Genomic DNA, 534 nt, shown 5'->3' with positions numbered 1-534 from the left:
GATCGTTAAACTCACAGGAATAGATGCCGATGTAGTCGCTGCTTGTGCAAAACTTGCTGTGAGTAATGCTGCTGATGCTAAAGCAATTTTAGATAAAATCTTCATGAAAATATTCCTTTAAAAAAACAATTAGATTGAGTTGGAGTTAAACTAAATTAATACGTAACATTGACACGGAATGTATCGGTATAAACACCAGCAGGGGTTGTGGCTGTTGTAGGTGCCTGTAATTTGACTTTAACAATGTAATCTAATACTTGCCCTATAAATCCGATGTAACCAATGCTGTGATCTAAACGATAATCATTATTAAAAAGACTCACAGCACCTTCGATTGGTAGACTTACTCCATTCGGATTAGTCACTTGAAACTGACCATGTGCCGCTTTAGAATCCATTGAAAAAACTGTACTGAAACTCCCAGTATTACAAAGGAGAGAAAAAGCACCCTGCGCTTCACTCCCATCTTCAGGTAAAATAATGCCTGCACTTACATTTGAAAATGTACAACTTTTAGGGACATCTATGCCCATC

The 534-nt window shown here is 37.5% G+C and carries 1 protein-coding gene; it reads right to left on the bottom strand.

The window, feature by feature from the left end; genetic code table 11:
* Positions 1-155 precede the first annotated feature (155 nt).
* Positions 156-534 (bottom strand): hypothetical protein (locus C9E89_RS23670; RefSeq protein WP_171405227.1); only part of this gene is annotated, 379 nt, incomplete at its 5' end.

It is taken from the genome of Acinetobacter sichuanensis (assembly GCF_003024515.2).
Lineage (GTDB): Bacteria > Pseudomonadota > Gammaproteobacteria > Pseudomonadales > Moraxellaceae > Acinetobacter > Acinetobacter sichuanensis.
The sequence above is the reverse complement of the archived record's forward strand: the minus strand, read 5'-3'. Positions and strand labels throughout refer to the sequence as shown.